Source organism: Marimonas arenosa (assembly GCF_030848945.1).
GTDB classification, from domain to species: domain Bacteria; phylum Pseudomonadota; class Alphaproteobacteria; order Rhodobacterales; family Rhodobacteraceae; genus Marimonas; species Marimonas arenosa.
The window spans coordinates 34028-52841 of the sequence record NZ_JANHAX010000003.1; the positions used below are offsets into that span (position 1 = coordinate 34028).

The 18814-nt window shown below is 61.1% G+C and carries 20 protein-coding genes; 10 read left to right on the forward strand and 10 right to left on the reverse strand.

Annotated elements, in window-relative coordinates; all coding sequences use genetic code 11:
• The first annotated feature begins 49 nt into the window (after positions 1-49).
• A complete protein-coding gene (gene queG, locus NO357_RS10285) occupies positions 50-1075 on the forward strand; it encodes a tRNA epoxyqueuosine(34) reductase QueG (RefSeq protein WP_306735585.1) in 1026 nt (341 codons plus the stop codon).
• The gene (locus NO357_RS10290) at positions 1072-3078 is read left to right on the forward strand and encodes a hydantoinase/oxoprolinase N-terminal domain-containing protein (RefSeq protein ID WP_306735586.1); all 2007 of its coding nucleotides are present in this window, start codon (positions 1072-1074) and stop codon (positions 3076-3078) included. Before queG ends, NO357_RS10290 begins: the two co-directional genes overlap by 4 nt.
• Position 3079: 1 nt before the next feature.
• Here NO357_RS10290 and NO357_RS10295 read toward each other — a convergent pair whose 3' ends face one another.
• Both NO357_RS10295 and hrcA read right to left on the reverse strand, forming a co-directional pair.
• Entirely contained in the window at positions 3080-3643 is a 564-nt protein-coding gene (locus NO357_RS10295) for a nucleotide exchange factor GrpE (protein WP_306735587.1), read from the reverse strand.
• A 24-nt stretch (positions 3644-3667) separates the two neighbouring features.
• Positions 3668-4732 carry a heat-inducible transcriptional repressor HrcA gene (gene hrcA / locus NO357_RS10300; RefSeq protein ID WP_306735588.1) on the reverse strand — a complete coding sequence of 355 codons (1065 nt, stop codon included), beginning with the start codon at positions 4730-4732 and terminating at the stop codon, positions 3668-3670.
• A 116-nt stretch (positions 4733-4848) separates the two neighbouring features.
• On the opposite strand from hrcA, the gene rph reads away from it, so the two are divergent.
• The 4 genes from rph to NO357_RS10320 are packed head-to-tail and all read left to right on the forward strand — an operon-like array spanning position 4849 to position 7671.
• Complete coding sequence (rph, locus tag NO357_RS10305) at positions 4849-5565, forward strand: ribonuclease PH (RefSeq protein ID WP_306735589.1); 717 nt, start codon at positions 4849-4851, stop codon at positions 5563-5565.
• Positions 5558-6166, forward strand: coding sequence for an RdgB/HAM1 family non-canonical purine NTP pyrophosphatase (gene rdgB, locus NO357_RS10310; protein ID WP_306735590.1), 609 nt, complete (start codon positions 5558-5560; stop codon positions 6164-6166). The genes rph and rdgB overlap by 8 nt, the downstream gene beginning before the upstream one ends.
• Complete coding sequence (gene hemW, locus NO357_RS10315; RefSeq protein WP_306735591.1) at positions 6159-7316, forward strand: radical SAM family heme chaperone HemW; 1158 nt, start codon at positions 6159-6161, stop codon at positions 7314-7316. Before rdgB ends, hemW begins: the two co-directional genes overlap by 8 nt.
• A gap of 1 nt (position 7317) precedes the next feature.
• Complete coding sequence (locus NO357_RS10320) at positions 7318-7671, forward strand: YbaN family protein (protein ID WP_306735592.1); 354 nt, start codon at positions 7318-7320, stop codon at positions 7669-7671.
• On the opposite strand, the gene NO357_RS10325 is transcribed toward NO357_RS10320, so the two are convergent.
• Genes NO357_RS10325 through rho form a run of 6 tightly spaced genes read right to left on the reverse strand, consistent with a single transcriptional unit; the run spans position 7661 to position 14448 of the window.
• Entirely contained in the window at positions 7661-8545 is an 885-nt protein-coding gene (locus tag NO357_RS10325; protein WP_306735593.1) for a ParB/RepB/Spo0J family partition protein, read from the reverse strand. The genes NO357_RS10320 and NO357_RS10325 overlap by 11 nt on opposite strands.
• 14 nt (positions 8546-8559) lie before the next feature.
• On the reverse strand, positions 8560-9369 hold the full coding sequence (locus tag NO357_RS10330) for a ParA family protein (RefSeq protein ID WP_306735594.1): 810 nt from the start codon (positions 9367-9369) through the stop codon (positions 8560-8562).
• Positions 9362-9958, reverse strand: a complete 597-nt coding sequence (rsmG, locus tag NO357_RS10335) for a 16S rRNA (guanine(527)-N(7))-methyltransferase RsmG (protein WP_306736173.1) — start codon at positions 9956-9958, stop codon at positions 9362-9364. The genes NO357_RS10330 and rsmG overlap by 8 nt, the downstream gene beginning before the upstream one ends.
• Positions 9959-9972: 14 nt before the next feature.
• Positions 9973-11847 carry a tRNA uridine-5-carboxymethylaminomethyl(34) synthesis enzyme MnmG gene (gene mnmG, locus NO357_RS10340; protein WP_306735595.1) on the reverse strand — a complete coding sequence of 625 codons (1875 nt, stop codon included), beginning with the start codon at positions 11845-11847 and terminating at the stop codon, positions 9973-9975.
• Between the two features lie 14 nt (positions 11848-11861).
• Positions 11862-13148 (reverse strand): tRNA uridine-5-carboxymethylaminomethyl(34) synthesis GTPase MnmE, encoded by a 1287-nt coding sequence (mnmE, locus tag NO357_RS10345; protein WP_306735596.1) that lies wholly within the window; start codon positions 13146-13148, stop codon positions 11862-11864.
• A 28-nt stretch (positions 13149-13176) separates the two neighbouring features.
• Positions 13177-14448 carry a transcription termination factor Rho gene (gene rho / locus NO357_RS10350; RefSeq protein WP_306735597.1) on the reverse strand — a complete coding sequence of 424 codons (1272 nt, stop codon included), beginning with the start codon at positions 14446-14448 and terminating at the stop codon, positions 13177-13179.
• Between the two features lie 571 nt (positions 14449-15019).
• Here rho and NO357_RS10355 point away from each other — a divergent pair.
• Genes NO357_RS10355 through dnaQ form a run of 4 tightly spaced genes read left to right on the forward strand, consistent with a single transcriptional unit; the run spans position 15020 to position 17721 of the window.
• On the forward strand, positions 15020-15619 hold the full coding sequence (locus tag NO357_RS10355; RefSeq protein WP_306735598.1) for a Maf family protein: 600 nt from the start codon (positions 15020-15022) through the stop codon (positions 15617-15619).
• Positions 15616-16449 carry a shikimate dehydrogenase gene (locus tag NO357_RS10360; protein ID WP_306735599.1) on the forward strand — a complete coding sequence of 278 codons (834 nt, stop codon included), beginning with the start codon at positions 15616-15618 and terminating at the stop codon, positions 16447-16449. Before NO357_RS10355 ends, NO357_RS10360 begins: the two co-directional genes overlap by 4 nt.
• Complete coding sequence (coaE, locus tag NO357_RS10365; RefSeq protein ID WP_306735600.1) at positions 16446-17036, forward strand: dephospho-CoA kinase; 591 nt, start codon at positions 16446-16448, stop codon at positions 17034-17036. The genes NO357_RS10360 and coaE overlap by 4 nt, the downstream gene beginning before the upstream one ends.
• Positions 17029-17721 (forward strand): DNA polymerase III subunit epsilon, encoded by a 693-nt coding sequence (dnaQ, locus tag NO357_RS10370; protein WP_306735601.1) that lies wholly within the window; start codon positions 17029-17031, stop codon positions 17719-17721. Before coaE ends, dnaQ begins: the two co-directional genes overlap by 8 nt.
• A gap of 4 nt (positions 17722-17725) precedes the next feature.
• Here dnaQ and secB read toward each other — a convergent pair whose 3' ends face one another.
• Together secB and NO357_RS10380 are read right to left on the reverse strand one after the other, a co-directional pair.
• A complete protein-coding gene (gene secB / locus NO357_RS10375) occupies positions 17726-18220 on the reverse strand; it encodes a protein-export chaperone SecB (protein ID WP_306735602.1) in 495 nt (164 codons plus the stop codon).
• A 46-nt stretch (positions 18221-18266) separates the two neighbouring features.
• Positions 18267-18761 carry an FxsA family protein gene (locus NO357_RS10380; RefSeq protein WP_306735603.1) on the reverse strand — a complete coding sequence of 165 codons (495 nt, stop codon included), beginning with the start codon at positions 18759-18761 and terminating at the stop codon, positions 18267-18269.
• Positions 18762-18814: the final 53 nt, after the last annotated feature.

An 18814-nucleotide genomic window follows, 5' to 3' on the forward strand; every position in this document is an offset into this window, starting at 1 on the left:
GGGCGGCCAGCCTCCCGGTCCCCCGGGATTTTTTTCGGCAAGATGAAATATGGACCCTGAGCTTAAGTCCCGACTGATCGAGCGAGCTTTGGCCGAAGGGTTTTCAGCCTGCCGCGTTTGCCGGCCCGGGGATGTGGGCCATGTCGCCGATGACCTCGCCGGGTTTCTGGCCAAGGGCTATCACGGCTCCATGGGTTGGCTGGCGGACCGAGCTCACTGGCGCGGCAACCCGGCGGCGCTCTGGCCCGACGCACGTTCGGTCATTGTGCTGGCAGAAAACTATGGTCCGGATGATTTGCAGGAAACCCCGAGTTCGGCTGGATTGGTCTCGGTATATGCCCGGAACCGCGACTACCACGATGTGGTCAAGAAACGGCTGAAACGGCTGGCGCGGTGGCTGATCGGCGAAGCGGGCGGCGAGGTGAAGGTCTTTGTTGACACAGCGCCGGTCCCGGAAAAACCGCTGGGCCAGGCAGCCGGGTTGGGCTGGCAGGGCAAACACACCAACCTGGTCAGCCGCGACCTGGGCAGTTGGTTCTTCATCGGCTCGGTGTTCACCACGCTTGAGCTGCCGGTGGACGCACCGGAAACCGATCACTGCGGCAATTGCCGGGCCTGTCTCGACGCCTGTCCGACCGAGGCCTTTCCGGCGCCCTACCAGATCGACGCGCGGCGCTGCATTTCCTACCTCACCATCGAGCACAAGGGTCCGGTGGACGAAGCGCTGCGATCGAAGTTGGGCAATCGTATCTATGGCTGCGACGATTGCCTTGCGGCCTGCCCTTGGAACAAGTTTGCCGGCGTCGCCCGCGAGGTGAAATACCATGCGCGAGCCGACCTTGTGGCGCCGCCGCTGCGTGACCTGGCCCGGCTCGACGATACCGCCTTCCGGGCGCGGTTCAGCGGCTCGCCGATCAAACGGATCGGCCGGGGCCGGTTCGTGCGCAACGTGCTGTATGCCATCGGCAATTCCAAAGATCCATCTCTTCTGGAGGTAGCGCAGGGTCTTTACGACGACGAAGATGCGGTGGTTGCCGACGCCGCCCGCTGGGCGGTCGGGAGACTGGCGACATGAGCCTGGCCCTGGGGGTGGATACCGGCGGCACCTATACCGATGCGGTGCTGGTCCGCGATCAGCAGGAAGTGGTCGCCAGCGCCAAGGCGTTGACCACACGGCATGACCTGGCCGAAGGGATCGGCAACGCCGTCGCCGCAGTGATTGCGCAATCCGGCTCAACCCCTGAGGAAATCGGCCTGGCGGCACTGTCGACGACCCTGGCCACCAATGCGCTGGTCGAAGGCCAAGGCGGGCGGGTGGCGCTGGTATTCATTGGTTTCAGCGAAAACGACCTTGACCGCCACGGGCTGATGGAAGCCTTGCAGGGCGATCCCGTCCTGGTTCTGAACGGTGGGCACGATCACGCCGGTCAGGAAGCGCAGCCGCTCGATCATGCGGGGCTTTCGGCATGGTTAGAGACTGTTTCCGGGGCGTCCGCCTTCGCCGTTGCGGCCAGGTTCGCCACCCGGAATCCGAGTCACGAGAACGCCGTGGCTGACGCAATCGCGGCGGCAACCGGGCGGCCGGTGTCATGCTCGCATCATCTCTCGGCAAAACTGAACGGCCCAAGGCGGGCGCTGACCGCGCTGTTGAATGCCCGCCTGATCGGCATGATCGACCGGTTGATCCGCCGGGCACAAGAGAAACTGCAAGATCTGGGAATTGCCGCGCCGCTGATGGTCGTGCGCGGCGATGGCGCGCTGATCGGCGCCGGGATGGCAAGGGACCGTCCCATCGAGACGATCCTGAGCGGACCGGCAGCGTCGATCGTTGGCGCCAGCTGGCTGACCGGCGCCCGCGAGGCGCTGGTATCGGATATCGGCGGCACGACCACGGATATAGCGCTGCTGCGCGACGGCAGGCCATCGATCGACCCCGATGGCGCCCGGGTTGGCGCCTATCGGACGATGGTCGAAGCTGTGGCCATGCGCACCACCGGACTGGGCGGAGACAGTGAAGTGCATGTCAAGACCGAGGGGCTTGAGGGCGGCGTGACCCTGGGGCCGAAACGGTTGCTGCCGGTCAGCCTGATGGCTCACGAGTCACCTGCGGCGGTGCTGCCGGTTCTTGACGACCAATTGCGGCGGGCGATGCCAAACGAACAGGACGCCCGTTTTGTCCGCCGAGTCGCCGGGCAGGATGCAGGCGGGCTGGCAGAGCGCGACCGGATCGTGCTTGATCGTGTAACCGGGGTGCACCCAATCGGTGACGTGCTGCGCACGAGGCTGGAAGGGCAATCGCTGCGGCGCCTGCAGGATCGCGGCCTCGTGCAGATCGGCGGTATTACGCCCTCGGACGCCGCTCATGTTCTGGGCCATCTCGAGTCCTGGAACCGCGAAGCCGCTGATATGGCGCTGCAACTGATGGCGCGCCGGCGTACTGGTTCCGGCCAACGACTGGCCGTCGATGCCGGGACGTTGGCAAAATTGATCGTGGATCAGCTAACTCGGCAGACGAGTTTTGCCTTGCTGGAGACCGCGCTTTCAGAGGAAACCCCCGGGTTTGCCGGGCCGCCGGACACCCTGGCCCGGCACGAACTGATGCAACGGGCTCTGTTCCGGCATCGCGGGTTGCTGCGGTTGGACGCCGGCCTGAATATCCCGGTGGTCGGTTTGGGCGCGTCCGCCGCAACCTATTACCCGGCGGTGGGACGGGCACTGGATTGCGACATGATCCTGCCGGAACATGCCGACGTCGCCAATGCGGTGGGCGCCGTGGTCGGCCGGGTCACGATGCGACGAAGCGGTGTGGTGACCAGCCCGTCGGAAGGGCTGTTCCGGGTGCATACCGAAGACGGGCCACGGGATTTTTCCGATGCAGAGGCCGCGATGACGGCGTTGGAAGAGGTTCTGTGTCACGAGGCAAGGCAGGCCGCGCGAGCCGCCGGTGCGATCGATCTTCACGTCAACTGCCGGCGGGACATCCGCCATTCGCCGGTCGAGGGCCGCGATGTGTTCATCGAGGCCTCGATCACGGCAGAGGCGTCGGGCCGGCCGCGGATTGCCGCCGCCCCGTCTTAAGTCAGGATTTTGGTGTCGACGACACGCCGACCTGCGCCGGACGCAGCAGGCGATCATGCAACATGAAGCCCTCGGCCGAAACCTGGATGATGTCGCCGGCCTGGGTGCCGGGCAGCGGGGCTTCGAACATTGCCTCGTGCATCTGCGGATCGAACTTGTCACCCACCTGCGGCGAGACAATCTGAATGCCGTGTTTGGCGAAAACGTTGAGTAGCTCGCGCATGGTAAGCTCCACACCTTCGATCAGGGCGGCGGCCACTTCGCGCTGTTCATCACCGGCGGCTTCCAGCGCGCGCTTCATGTTGTCGTAGACCGGCAGCATGTCGCGAGCGAGTTTCGAACCGCCGTATTGCTCGGCATCGCGGCGCATCTTGTCGCCGCGCTTGCGGGCGTTCTCGGCATCGGCCAAGGCACGCATGAACTTGTCTTTCAGGTCGTCCCGTTCGGCACGCAGAGCATCCAGCTCGGCCTCGACCGAATCGATCTCGGCGATCTCTTCGGCCAGTTCTTCGGCTTCCGCCGCCGTAATGTCATCGAGAAAATCTTCTTCCCTGGGTTCTGCCATTTTCCACCTCTAACTCCTGCCCGGTCAGCCCCGGTCGGAAATCATCCGCCCGACAAGCTGGGCCGTGTAGTCGACGATCGGTACGATCCGCCCATAGTTGAGCCGCGTCGGCCCGATGACCCCGACCGCACCGATGATCTTTCGATCAGCGTTCATATATGGAGACACCACCAAAGAGGAACCCGAAAGTGAGAAAAGTTTGTTCTCCGAGCCGATAAAAATGCGCACGCCTTCACCCTCTTCGGCGAGTTCGAGGAACTCGGCGATGTCACGCTTGCGTTCGAGGTCGTCGAACAGCGTTCGGATGCGTTCAAGTTCCTCTTCGGCATCGCTTCCCTGCAAGAGATTCGCCCGCCCGCGCACGATCAACCGTTCATGCAGACCGCCCTGTCCCTCCCAGACGGCGAGCCCGCTTTCCACCAGTTGATGTGCCAGCGAATCGATCTCTTGGCGCCGCGCGTCGATCTGCTCGCGGATCACGGTGGTCAGCTCGGACAGGCTGCGTCCCTCGGCCAGCGCGTTGAGGAAATTTGCAGCTTCACGCATCGAACTGGGCGTCTGACCAGGCGGCGGCGAGAAAATCCGGTTCTCGACATGACCGTCAGCAAAGACCAGCACCACCAGCGCCCGGTCCTGTCCGAGATGAACGAACTCGATATGCTTGATCGGCGCTTCGTGTTTCGGCGAGAGAACCAGCGATGCGCCCTGCGTCACCCCGGAAAGGGCGGAGCCGATCCGGTCGAGCATGGTGCCGACATCAGCGGTGTTCGAGCCCAGCGTTTCGTCGATTTTCTGGCGATCGTCCTGCTTGAGGTCACTGACCTCGAGAAGACCGTCGACGAACATGCGCAGCCCGGCCTGGGTCGGCACCCGTCCGGCCGAGACATGCGGCGAATCGAGAAGACCGAGGAATTCGAGATCCTGCATGACATTACGGATCGTCGCGGCGGACACCTTTTCGCTCATCGACCGTGTCAACGAGCGCGAGCCAACGGGATCGCCGGTGTCGAGATAGGCCTCGACCACTCGACGAAACACTTCGCGCGAACGGTCATTCATCTCGGTCAGGATTTTGCCTGTGTCGGTCATCTGCTACAGTCTCAAGCCATCGGGCATTAAAGAAGCGGTTGGATCAAAGGTCAATCGGGGTTGCATGTGCCAGCGCGCCGCCTGTATCCGGAAGGTGAGACGCGAAAGGACACAAGATGCGACCTTCGGGAAGAGATTTAAGCGAAATGCGGCCGGTTTCAATCGAAACGGGCGTGACCAAGCATGCCGAAGGGTCGTGCATGATCCGGATGGGCGATACGCACGTGCTGTGCACGGCCACGCTCGAAGATCGCGTGCCGCCGTTCATCAAGGGATCGGGACTGGGCTGGGTCACGGCGGAATACGGGATGTTGCCGCGCTCGACCACCAGCCGGATGCGGCGCGAGGCAGCCGCCGGCAAGCAGGGCGGCCGCACCGTGGAAATCCAGCGGCTGATCGGTCGAAGCTTGCGCGCCGGCGTCGATCGCGTGGCGCTGGGTGAGCGCCAGATCACCGTCGACTGCGACGTGATTCAGGCCGATGGCGGCACCCGTTGCGCCTCGATCACCGGTGGCTGGGTGGCGCTGCGCCTGGCGGTCAACAAGCTGATCAAGGCAGGCGATGTGATTTCCGATCCTCTTCTCGACCCGGTCGCAGCCGTGTCCTGTGGCATCTATGCCGGCCAGCCGGTGCTCGATCTTGACTATCCCGAGGACAGCGAGGCGGGGGTCGACGGCAATTTCGTCATGCTGGGCGGCGGTCGCCTGATCGAGGTGCAGATGAGCGCCGAAGGCTCTACCTTTTCCCGCGAACAACTGGATGAATTGATGGAACTCGCGGCCAAGGGCGTGGGGGAACTGGCCGCGATGCAGAGGGCCGCAACCAGTGCGTAAGTTCGACGGTCGAGAGTTGGTGATCGCCAGTCACAACAAGGGCAAGCTGCGCGAAATCGCCGAATTGCTTGAGCCATTCGGCGTCAAGGTCAGCTCCGCTGGGGATCACGGGCTGGAAGAGCCCGAAGAGACGGAAAACACGTTCGCCGGCAATGCCCGGATCAAGGCGCATTTCGCCGCGAAAGCGACCGGATTGCCGGCGCTCAGCGATGACAGCGGCATCACGGTCGAGGCGCTGGACGGCGCCCCCGGGGTCCACACGGCTGACTGGGCCGAAACGCCCGAAGGCCGCGATTTTCCGATGGCAATGGAAAAGGTCTGGCGGCTTCTGGAGGAAAAGAATGCGCCCCTGCCGCGCAAGGCGGCGTTCAACTGTACGCTCTGCCTGGCTTGGCCGGACGGGCACGACGAGATTTTTGAAGGAACGGTTCAGGGACAGGTGGTGTGGCCGATGCGCGGTAAAAACGGCTTCGGTTTTGATCCGGTCTTCCTGCCGGACGGCGAGTCGGAAACCTTCGGCGAAATGGACCCGGAAAAGAAACATTCCATGAGCCACCGCGCCGACGCCTTCGCCAAATTCGTGAAGGGCTGCTTTGGCTGAGGATTGGACCCATGGCGGCTTCGGCATCTACATCCATTGGCCGTTTTGTGCCTCGAAATGCCCATATTGCGATTTCAACAGCCACGTCGCCGCTGAAATCGACGAGTCTCGCTGGGTTAGAGCCTATACACGGGAAATCGACCGCTATGCCGCGGCACTGCCGGCACGGGTGGTCAACTCGGTGTTTTTCGGAGGCGGCACGCCCAGTCTGATGGCGCCTGAGACGGTGAATGCAGTGCTGGAACGCATTCACATGCGATGGCCGGTCGCGAATGATCTCGAAGTGACACTTGAGGCCAATCCCGGGTCGGTCGAGGCTGGACGGTTCCGCGGATACGCGCAAGCCGGGGTCAATCGGTTGTCCATGGGCATCCAGGCACTCAACGATCCCGATTTGCGTGCGTTGGGCCGGTTGCATTCGGTGGACGACGCGCTCGCCGCTTTCGACATAGCGCGAAACAACTTTGACCGCGTCAGTTTCGATCTGATCTACGCGCGCCAGAACCAGACTCTGTCGGACTGGCGGAGCGAACTGCGCCGGGCTTTGGCGATGACCGTCGATCACCTGTCGCTCTATCAGCTTACGATCGAGCCAGGCACCGCGTTCGGCGACCGGTACGACGCCGGCAAACTGCGCGGTCTGCCGGAAGACGACCTGTCCGCCGAAATGTATGAGGCAACGCAGGACATCTGCGCTGCGGCCGGTTTTGAGGCATATGAAGTCTCTAACCATGCCAAATCGGGCTCTGAGTCACGGCATAACCTGATCTATTGGCGTTACGGGGATTACGCCGGGATAGGCCCCGGCGCCCACGGGCGGATCACCGTGCACGGCCAAAGATACGCCACCGAAACCCGGCTGGCCCCGCTGGCCTGGTTACAGGCTGCGGAAGCCGGGCAAGGTGAAAACCTGCGCCGCGCGCTGAGCGGGACGGAGCAGGCGGAAGAATACCTTATGATGGGGCTGAGACTGTTGCAAGGTATTGATTTAAAAAGATATTATAGTCTGTCAGGCGACCACCTCGACACCGCCAAGATCGCATATCTTTCGGAGATCGGCATGGTCGAGCACGCAGGTGACTCTCTACACGTGACACCCGGTGGCCGCATGGTGTTGAATGCTGTCATCAAGGAGTTTTTCGCGGGCTGACATGCAATTCATCTGGGCAGCGCTGGGTTTGGTCTGCGTCGGTCTCGGGCTGATTGGCATCGTGCTGCCGATTCTGCCCACCGTGCCTTTCATGTTGTTGGCCGCATTCTTGTTTGCCCGCTCGTCGGAACGTCTGCACAACTGGCTGCTCAGCCATCCGACCTTCGGTCCGCCGATTGTCGACTGGCAGATGCGCGGCGCAATCAATCCCCGCGTCAAACGCGTTGCCACTCTCTCGATTGCAGCGGTATTCGGAATTTCCCTGGCGCTCGGGCTGAAGCTCTGGCTTCTGGCTCTTCAGGCTGCGATTCTTTCCGCTGTCCTGACCTTCATCTGGACCCGGCCTAACTTCTAGTCAGCATCCGGCACAGATCGTCCAGATCTTCCAAGGTCTTGTAGCTGATAATCACCTGACCGGATTCCTTTCCCGACTGGTGATTCACCTGCACCTTCATACCGAGATTGGCCGACAGATCCCCTTCGAGCGCAACCGTGTCGGCGTCTTTTTCGCTCGGCGTCTTATCCTTGGCCGCGGTCTTTGTCGCCAGCCCCTTCTTGGCCAGCTTCTCGGCTTCACGGACCGACAAGCCTTTCTGGACAATGATCTTTGCCAGTTCCGAGGGATTATCCGACGTGATCAGGGCTCGGGCGTGACCCGCCGAGAGCTTCTCGGTTTCCAGCAGATCCAGAACATCGCGCGGCAGGGTCAGCAGCCTCATCTGGTTGGCAATATGCGAGCGACTCTTGCCCAGAGCCTGCGCCAATTGCTCCTGGGTGTGACCAAACTTGTCGATCAGCTGCCGATAACCGGCGGCCTCTTCCACCGGGTTGAGATCGGCGCGCTGAATGTTCTCAATGATGGCGACTTCCAGCATCTCGGTATCGTCGAAGTCGCGTACCAGAACCGGTACCTCGTGCAACTGCGCCATCTGTGCCGCCCGCCAGCGCCGTTCACCGGCAACAATCTGATATTGGCCGTTTTTCTTGGGATCTGGCCTTACGATCAGTGGCTGGATGATGCCTTTTTCCCGGATCGACCCGGCGAGATCGTCAAGCTTGTCACGGTCGAAGCTGTGCCGCGGCTGATCCGGGTTCGGTGCAACCTTCTCGATCGGGATGTGTTGTTCGGCGCGGCGCGGCGCCTCATCGTCTGCTGGCCTATCATCCCGGTTCACATCGGCCATCAGCGCCGAAAGACCACGCCCCAGACCCCGTTTCTTCTCTGCCATGCTCACCCCTCCCTTTATGCGGCGACTCGCCTGTGATTGCCCAGCATCTCGCTCGCCAGCTCGCGGTAGGCTTGGGCGCCCTTTGAATCAGGCTCGTAACTCAGTACAGGCATGGCGAAAGACGGGGCTTCGCTGACCCGCACGTTGCGCGGAATGATGGTCTTGAATACCAGATCGCCGAGATTGTCGCGTGCATCGGTCTCGACCTGCTGGCTGAGCCGGTTGCGTCCGTCATACATGGTGAGCACGATGCCTTCAATTCTGAGCCCGGGATTGGCCGTCTGGCGCACCTCGCGCACCGTCAGCATCAGCTGCGACAGACCCTCGAGGGCAAAGAACTCGCTCTGCAGCGGCACAAGTACGGAATGGGCCGCAACCATCGCGTTGACCGTCAGAAGGTTCAGAGATGGCGGGCAGTCGATCAGTATGTAGTCGAACGCGAAATCGTCAATCGCATGCTGGCGCAGGGCATCATGCAGCATGAAACTGCGTTTTTCATTGGAAATCAGCTCGATATCGGCTGAGCTCAGATCCACCGTTGCCGGTATGATCAGAAGGTTGGCGGTATCGGTGTTGTGGATCACATCCGCCAGGTCGGCCTCGCCCAGGATCAGGTCATAGGTGTTGAATTCGCGGTCGCCGGCCTCGATCCCGAGCCCGGTCGAGGCGTTGCCCTGTGGATCAAGATCGACCACAAGTACGCGGCAGCCCTGTTCGGTCAGCGCTGCACCGAGGTTGATCGTGGTCGTTGTTTTGCCGACCCCACCTTTCTGGTTGGCCACTGCTATGATTTTCGGGCCCGGCGGCCGCGTGGGATCAGACACGGGAAAGTCCTTCAATTTTCAAGACAACAGCCTGGGATTCGGTCTGGCTCGGGATGGCTTCGTAAGAGAAATGCCATGCTTCGCGCGCCAATTGAAGCTCCGATTTCCAGTTTCTGCCCTTCGGGAACAGGCAGAGGCCACCCGGTGACAAATGGCGGCCGGCAAACCCCAACAGGGTCGCAAGATCGGCGAGCGCCCGGGCGGAGACGACATCTGCGCTCAGCGGTGAGGTTTCCTCGATACGCTCAGCGATCACCTGCGCGCTTACACCTGTTTCGCGCAGGACGGTGCGCAGGAATGTCGCTTTGCGTTGATCGCTTTCGACGAGAACGGTACCCGCCGGGTTTCCGGTTTCGGCTGCCAGAATGGCCACGACTAGGCCGGGGAATCCGCCACCGCTGCCGAGATCGGCCCATCGACGGGCAGGGTGGTCGAGCAACCGGAAAACCTGGAGGGAATCGCGGATATGTCGCTCCCAAAGGTCCGCGAGCGTGGACCTGGCCACGAGGTTGATCCGCCGGTTCCACTTTTCCAGCAGCGCGGCATAGGTCTCGAGACGCTCGAATGTTTCACGTGAAACACCAAGCATGCCGGCCGACAGCGTCACGCGGATTTCCCCCTTTGTGCCTGCCGCAACTTGGCCAGCAACAGCGCCAACGCCGCCGGAGTCATCCCGTCGACACGGCCGGCCTGCGCGAGATTGGCTGGCCGGGCGTGGGACAACTTGGATTTGAGCTCGTTCGACAGCCCATCGATGCCATCATACTTAAAATCGACCGGGATCACGTGACCTTCGTCGCGCTTCAAGGCTTCGACGTCTCGCTTCTGCCGTTCGATATAGTTGGCATAGAGAGCGTCTTTCTCCAGCTGCGCGCGGATGTCAGGGTCCACCGCGGCCAACGCTCCATCCAGCCCAATCAGCATGTCGAACCCGACATCCGGGAAAGCAAGAAGCTGCATGCCGTTGCGTCTGGCGCCGTCATGACTCATCGCGAAGCCTTTGGCATTCAGCTCGGTCGGGGTCCAACTTTGTTCCTCGAGCAGTGCACGGCCTTGCGTCAGCGCCTCGGCCTTGGCCTCAAACGCCTTTTTGCGTTCCTCGCCGGCGCACCCCAACGCGATGGCCAACGGCGTCAGCCGTTGGTCGGCGTTGTCCGCCCGCAACGACAGGCGAAACTCGGCGCGTGAGGTAAACATGCGATAGGGCTCGGACACGCCGCGGGTGATCAGGTCATCGACCATCACACCGATATAGCTGTCGGCCCGGCTGAACAGTACCGGATCGCGCCCTTGCGCCGCCAGCGCGGCGTTCAGGCCCGCCACCAGCCCTTGCGCCGCGGCTTCCTCGTAACCCGTTGTTCCATTGATCTGACCCGCAAGGTAAAGGCCCTCGACCCCTTTAATGGCCAGCGTCGCCGCCAGCGCGCGCGGATCAACATAATCGTATTCGATTGCATAGCCAGGTTGCAGAATCACTGCTTCTTCCAGCCCACGAATCGAATGCACGTAGTCGTTCTGCACGTCTTCGGGCAGGGAGGTGGAAATCCCGTTGGGATAGACGGTATGATCGTTCACCCCCTCGGGCTCAAGAAAGATCTGGTGCGAGGTTTTGTCAGCAAACCGCACGATCTTGTCCTCGATCGACGGGCAATATCGCGGACCGACGCCATCGATATGACCTCCGTACATGGCCGAGCGCGCCAGGTTCTTTTCGATGATCTCGTGAGTTTTCGGGTTGGTGTGGGTTATTCCACAGGAGATCTGTGGCGCAGTCGGGCCGTCCGACAAGAACGAAAACATCGTCGGTTCTTCGTCGCCCGGCTGCTCTTCCAGAATGTCCCAGTTGATCGTCCGTCCGTCGAGCCGCGGCGGCGTACCGGTTTTAAGGCGGCCCAAGGGCAGGGCGAAGCTGTCAAGCCGTTCGGCTAGTCTCTCCGATGGCTTGTCGCCCATCCGCCCGCCAGGGCGCGACACATCGCCGATGTGGATCACCCCGCGCAGAAACGTTCCCGTGGTCAGGATCACAGAGTGCGCCCGGAATTCGGATCCGTCTCCAAGCACGACACCGGCCACGCGGTCGCCATCCATCAGGAAATCCGTGGTCTCACCGTGGATGATTTCCAAACCTTCGCGCGCCTCGGTTTCGCGCAGCATCTCACGGCGATAGATCGCGCGGTCTGCCTGCGCACGCGGGCCCTGCACAGCGGGGCCCTTGCGGCGGTTCAACAGGCGGAACTGGATGCCGGCAAGGTCAGCGACGCGGCCCATGACGCCATTCATCGCGTCGATCTCGCGCACGAGATGGCCTTTGCCCAAACCGCCAATGGCCGGGTTGCAGGACATTACCCCGATATCTTGGCGACGAAGCGTCACCAATGCCACACGCGCACCCATGCGGGCGGCGGCATGGGCGGCTTCTGTCCCTGCGTGACCGCCGCCGACAACGATGACATCGAAATCATGTTTCACGTGAAACATCTCCCGTCCCGGCCTCATTTGCCAATGCAGAAGCTGGCGAAAATTTCGTCTAGGATGTTCTCAACATCCACACGCCCCACCAACGCGTCAAGCGCGCGGACGGCGCTGCGCAACTCTTCTGCTGCAAGATCGGTATGCTCGGCCCCAAGATCAAGCAGGGCATCAGCCTGGTGCAGGGTTGCGACGGCGTGCTCCATCGATATCTTGTGGCGAACACGGGTAGCAACCCCAATATCTGCCACTTCAGCCGCCAATCTTTGCGTTATCTTTTCGATCAGATCCGAGACACCTTGACCGGTCAAACCAGAAACGGCCCCTGTCCTGTCTTCCAAAAGATCGGCTTTGGCCCTCAGGATGATATCGCCCGGGCCCGGCTCCATCTCTGGCGCGGTGTTGCCTTCGACCAGGAACACCCTGAGATCGGCTTGCTCGGCTCGCTCACGCGCCCGGGCGATGCCGATACGCTCGACATGGTCCTCGGTTTCACGCAGACCGGCCGTGTCCAGAAGAGTCACCGGTACACCGCTCAGATCCATGCGCACCTCGATCACATCGCGGGTCGTGCCTGCATATTCCGACGTGATTGCGGCTTCGCGCCCGGCCAGCGCATTGAGCAGGGTCGACTTCCCGACATTCGGCGCACCAAGGATTGCAACCTCGAAGCCTGTGCGGACCCGCTCGGCCACCGCCACGCCGCGGATTTCACGTTCAAGACTGTTGCGCGTCCTTTCCAGTAACTCCCGCACTTCAGGTGTTACGTCGACCGGAACCTCTTCATCGGCGAAATCAATCGTCGCCTCCAACAGCGCCGCCGCCCGGATCAGATCGCGCCGCCAGACCTCGGCCCGATTTCCCAGATCTCCTGAGAGAACCCTGAGCGCCTGTCGCCGCTGCGCCTCGGTTTCAGCATCGATCAGATCGGCCAGACCTTCGACTTGCGTCAGGTCGAGCCGCCCGTTCTCGAGCGCACGCCGGGTGAACTCGCCGGGCTCAGCGTGGCGCAGACCGTCGATATGACCCAGCCCCGCCAGCACGGCAGAAACCACAGCAATCGAGCCATGTAGTTGAAACTCGACGACCCGATCGCCGGTGAAGCTCGCTTTTTCTTCGAATGCCAGAACCAGCGCTTCGTCGAGACGCGTTCCCTCAGCATCTTTCAGTACACGCAGCCCGGCCGTTCGCGGCGACGGTAGCGCGCCACAGAGCGACCCGGCTGCTTCCCAGGCTTGGGGCCCGGAAATACGGATCACGGCCACGCCCGCTTTTCCGTGGGCGCTGGCCAGGGCAAAGATGGTGTCCATGGTCCTTTACCCGCCGGTGCGGCGGGCCTCAGCCATTCATCGAATCAAAGAATTCGGAGTTGGTCTTGGTCTGCTTGAGCTTGCCGATCAGGAACTCGATGGCATCGGTGGTGCCCATCGGGTTGAGGATACGGCGCAGAACGAAGGTTTTCTGCAGGTCCTTGGGATTGACCAACAGGTCTTCCTTCCGGGTGCCGGACTTGAGAATATCCATCGCCGGGAAGACGCGCTTGTCGGCGACCTTGCGGTCGAGCACGATCTCGGAGTTACCGGTGCCTTTGAATTCTTCGAAGATTACTTCGTCCATCCGGCTGCCGGTGTCGATCAGCGCCGTCGCGATGATGGTGAGCGAACCGCCTTCCTCGATATTCCGGGCCGCGCCGAAGAAGCGCTTGGGCCGCTGCAGGGCGTTGGCGTCGACACCGCCGGTCAGAACCTTGCCCGAGCTCGGTACGGTGGTGTTGAAAGCGCGGCCAAGTCGGGTGATCGAATCCAAGAGAATCACGACGTCGCGTTTGTGTTCGACCAGGCGCTTGGCCTTTTCGATCACCATTTCCGAAACGGCGACGTGGCGCGTGGCGGGCTCGTCGAAGGTCGAGGAGATCACTTCACCCTTCACCGAACGCTGCATATCGGTGACCTCTTCCGGGCGTTCGTCGATCAGCAGAACGATCAGATAGCACTCGGGGTGATTGGCCTCGATGCTGTGGGCGATGTTTTGCAGCAGCACGGTCTTACCGGTCCGCGGCGGGGCCACGATCAACGATCGTTGGCCTTTGCCGATTGGCGCAACAAGGTCGATGATGCGGGCTGAGCGGTCCTTGATGGTGGGATCCTCGATCTCCATCTTCAACCGCTCGTCGGGATACAACGGCGTGAGGTTGTCAAACGCGATCTTGTGCCGGGCCTTCTCGGGCTCTTCGAAGTTGATCTGGCTGACGTCGGTAAGGGCAAAATAGCGCTCGCTCTCAAGCGGCTGAACCAGCTTGCCATCAATGGTATCGCCGGTGCGCAGCGAGAATTTGCGGATCATGTCGGGCGAGACGTAGATGTCATCAGGGCCCGGCAGATAGTTGGCCTCGGGCGAGCGTAGGAAGCCAAAGCCATCTTGCAGCACCTCGAGCACACCGTCGCCGAAAATTTCCCACCCTTCCTCGGCCCGTTCTTTGAGGATCGAGAACATGATCTCGCCCTTGCGCATGGTTGAGGCGTTTTCGATCTCGAGCTCTTCAGCGAGATCGACCAGTTCCTTGGGGCTTCTCGCCTTCAAGTCGGCAAGGGAAATTTGTTCGGTTGTCATGACGATATCCTCGATCGGCCGGGAGCCCCCGACTTGCGATCTTTGTTGGCATTGGAATACCCTGGTGCCCGGACGGGCGGGGTTGTCGGCTAGATAAGCATGACGGGATGCCGAGTCAACCGAAAGGGTTTACGACTTCTTTGGCAAGACATCCGTTTCCACACACCCCAAGCAATCCAATAAAATAAAAAGAAATAAAAGAAAAAGGATGTTGATTTTGTAGGGACAGATTTTTCTGTGGATTATCGTGATATCCCGGATATGTCCCCATGGGATTGACCCCTGTGCAAAAATTTTGAGATAAGCGCGTGAAGTAGTACAGAATCCAATAGTTATCGTTATAAACCAATAACTTAGTTTGACCCTGACGTTGCGTTCGCTGTGGACTAAACCGGGGACGAACCTGGAACACTATCACGGCCTTCACAATCGTCGTTTTTCCCTGTCCACCGTGGAGTGAATCCAGACATTTCCGCCGAACCCGGCCGTTTTCCCCGGAAATCGGGAACGTCTTGGCCTTGTCCCCAAACTTTCGTTAAGAAACAATGAACAAGCCCACGAGGTTTTCCACATGCCACGTCCGATCATCCTCGCCTCCGGATCGGAGATCCGGCAGACGCTGCTTCGCAATGCAGCCGTGCCGTTCGATGTAATGATTCCACGACTCGATGAAGACGCGATCAAGGCCGCGCTGCAGGCCGACGGTGCCAAGCCAAGGGACATTGCCGATGCGCTGGCTGAAGGCAAGGCGATGAAGATCAGCGCGAAACAGCCCGATGCGCTGGTGATCGGAGCGGATCAAGTGCTGGACTTCGAGGGACGGCTTTTGTCGAAACCGAAAGATGTCGAAGGCGCCTGTGGCCAACTTGATTCTCTACGCGGCCAGCGTCACAGCCTGCTCTCGGCTGCGGTTCTCTGCCATCAGGGGCGCCCGGTCTGGCGTCATGTTGGGCAAGTGCGGTTGACCATGCGAGATTTCTCCGACAACTATCTCGACGCCTACCTGAAGCGAAACTGGGACAGCATTCGCTGGAGCGTCGGCGGTTACAAGCTGGAAGAAGAAGGCGTGCGCCTGTTTTCGCGCATCGAGGGCGACTATTTCAATGTCCTTGGATTGCCCCTGATGGAAATTCTCGCTTATCTCACGGCAAGCGGAGATTTAGACGGATGACCCTCGAACGTATTCCCTTGGCCGGCGTAATCGGATCCCCGGTTGCGCATTCGAAATCGCCTCAGCTTCACCATCACTGGCTGCGCACCTATGGGCTGAAAGGCCATTACATTCCGATGGATGTCAGCGCCGACGATCTGCCGGACGTGCTTAAGACGCTGCCCAGGATGGGCTTTGTCGGGGTCAACATTACCGTGCCGCACAAGGAACGGGCATTGGAATTGTCGGACCTTGTCACTGATCGCGCGACCCTGATCGGGGCGGCGAACACGCTGATCTTCCGTAAAGACGGGAAAATCCACGCCGACAATACCGACGGGTACGGCTTCATTCAGAACTTACGCCAGGGCGCACCGGATTGGGATCCGAAGGCGGGTCCGGCAGCGGTGCTGGGAGCGGGCGGCGCGGCGCGGGCCGTGGTGGCCTCGCTTGTGGATGTAGGGGTGCCGGAGATTCTGATTTCGAACCGCACCCGGGTGCGAGCCGACAAACTGGCCGATGATTTCGGCAAACGCGTGCGGGTTGTCGAATGGGTCAAGGCAGGTAACATGCTTGAAGACGCCGCGCTGGTCGTCAACACAACGTCGCTGGGCATGGTCGGTAAACCCGAACTGCGCGTGCCGCTGGACGGGATCCGGAAAACCGCAGTGGTAACTGACCTGGTCTACAACCCGTTGCAAACCCGGCTGTTGCGGGTGGCCGGCGAGATCGGCTGCACGACAGTCGATGGCCTGGGGATGCTGTTGCACCAGGCGGTGCCAGCCTTCGAGCGCTGGTTCGGGACACGGCCCGAGGTTGACGCGGCAACACGGGCGGCCGCATTGCGATGACGTTCCGACTGGGGCTGACAGGCTCGATTGGCATGGGCAAATCGACCACAGCGAAGCTTTTTGCCGAGGCGGGGTGCGACGTATGGGATGCCGACGCGGCGGTGCACCGGCTCTATGCGCCAGGCGGCGCCGCGGTTGCCCCGATGCAGACGGCCTTTCCTGACGCCGTGGTAGACGGCGCCGTGTCTCGCGACGTGTTGAAGCGGATCATTGCAGACGACCCCACCATTTTGAAACGGATCGAGGCCATCGTGCATCCGCTGGTGGCGGAAGACCGGGCTGATTTCGCCACCCGGGCCGAGTCTGATATCCTTGTTTTCGACATTCCGCTTCTGTTCGAAACCGGCGGTAACGCCCGCATGGACGCGGTGGCCGTGGTTTCGATCGACGCCGAGACCCAGCGTCGCCGCGTGCTCGAGCGCGGCACCATGACAGAGGCGCAGTTCGAGGCTATTCTGAATAAACAGGTGCCCGATGCGAAGAAACGCGCTCTGGCCGATTACGTGATCATTACCGATACGCTCGACCATGCGCGCGAACAGGTTGAGGCGATCATCGACGACATCCGAGGCAAGACGCATGCGTGAAATCGTTCTCGACACCGAAACCACAGGCTTCGACCCGGAAACCGGTGACCGCATCGTCGAGATCGGCGGCGTCGAGCTTTTGAATCACGTCCCCACCGGCAACACCTATCATCAATATATCAATCCCGAACGCGACATGCCGCAAGACGCGTTCGAGGTTCACGGGCTGAGCGAGGATTTCCTGCGCGACAAACCGGTTTTCGCGCAGATTTCCAAGGAGTTTCTCGAGTTTGTCGGCGAGGCGAAACTGGTGATCCACAACGCCAGTTTCGACATGAAATTCCTCAACGCCGAACTCGGCTGGGTCGGGCTGCCGTTGCTGCCAATGGACCAGGCGATCGACACTCTGATGATCGCGCGCAAGAAATATCCCGGGTCACCGGCGTCGCTTGATGCGCTGTGCCGGCGGTTCAACATCGATAATTCGGCGCGCACGCTGCACGGGGCACTGCTCGACAGTGAAATCCTCGCCGAGGTTTATCTGGAGCTGATCGGCGGACGGCAGCCGGATTTCGGGTTGAGCGAAGCTTCGGTGCATGTCGTCGCAGGCGGTCCGGCCGGGAGTGATTGGCGGCCGCAGCCGCGGCCCGTGCCGCTACCGCCGCGGCTGACGGAAAACGAAGCCGCCGCCCACGCGGCCTTTGTCGAGGCCTTGGGCGACGGCGCGCTTTGGAAGAAATTTTGACCGGTCAGTTGGCCGGGGCTTGCCCCGAAGCAGCCTGTCGGCGTTCAAGTTCTTGACGGTAGAGTGCCATGAAATCGATATTGTCGAGATTTAGCGGCGGGAAGCCGCCGTCGCGTGAAATATCCGAGACGATCCGGCGCAGGAACGGGAACAACAGCCGCGGGCATTCGATCAGAAGGAACGGATGCATCTGCTCTTCCGGTACTCCGGCGATGAAGAACAACCCGGCATAGTCGATTTCCATCAGGAAGATCTTTTTGTCGGTATTGGTCTTGTCGCGGTTCTCGATGTTGAGCTTGATTGACACCTCGTACTGGTTTTCAGCCTCGCGTTTCTTGGCGTCGAGGTTGACCTGCACCTGAATGTCGGGCTGGACCTCGCCCTGGCCGCCTTTCTGCGCCAGGATATTCTCGAAGCTGAGGTCGCGGACGAACTGGTTGATTACGTTGAGCTGGATCTGCGGGGCCTGGGCTGCGGCCCCATTGCCGGTCTCGGCCATGGTGTTCTCCCGGAATCTGTTAAGCCGGCCCCTGACTGAGCCAAGTTTAGTGCTTTGTCCACCCCGAAGGCCGGTGGGTGGGGCGTTTTGACGGATCTACCTCTGTGAACTCACCTTCGATCACGTCGTCGGGGCCGGGATCGCGGGGCTTACGCGGATCGGGGGGGATGTTCGACCCCATCGAGAAATGCGTCACCGTCACCCGCTTGCGCAGCCAATGAAACACCGCGCGGCGCACGCCGGGCACCAAAAGGGCGAATCCCAATGCGTCGGTGAAGAACCCAGGCGTCAGCAGCAGCGCACCGGAAAACAGAATCATAGCGCCGTGGGCCAGCGGTTCGGTGGGATCGGACAACTCGTTGAATGATCGTTGGACATCGCTCAGCGCGGCGATTCCCTGACTGCGCACCAGCCAGGTTCCCAGAACCGCCGTCAGCACCACGATCAGTAGCGTATAGCCGAGCCCGATCGCACCTCCCAGCTTGATAAACAGCGCGATCTCGATCAGCGGTACGCCGATGAATGCGAAAAGCAGCCACATATGATCATTCTCCTCAACTCGAAGGCGCAATGGACTTGACCACCGCCGCTCTA